The following is a 281-nucleotide window of genomic DNA, read 5'->3' on the forward strand; positions in this document are numbered from 1 at the left end:
GGCGGCGCGGTGCCGCCCACCCGCGACGTGCGGGAGTCGGTGCTCTCCGACTGGCTGCTCGCCGTGGAGGCCGACGCGGGCGACTGGCCGGCCGCGCGGCTCGACCTCCTCCAGGGTGTCACCCAGCTGATCGCCGTCGAGCGCGACCGCCGCGACGCGGCCCGCACGGTGCGCCGCCGGCTCGCCCAGGAGGTCCTGGAGCTGGTCCAGGCGGGTGCCGCGCCCGCCGAGATCGCCGCCCGGCTGCGCGTGGCGACCCCGGTCCTGCTCCCCGGCCTCGG

Annotated in this window: 1 pseudogene; it reads left to right on the plus strand. The window is 80.1% G+C overall.

The features are described 5' to 3' along the window. Nucleotides 1-281, plus strand: a pseudogene (locus tag G3I41_RS14225) (PucR family transcriptional regulator); the annotation flags it as partial.

Source organism: Streptomyces sp. SID9727 (assembly GCF_010550605.1).
Classification (GTDB): domain Bacteria; phylum Actinomycetota; class Actinomycetes; order Streptomycetales; family Streptomycetaceae; genus Streptomyces.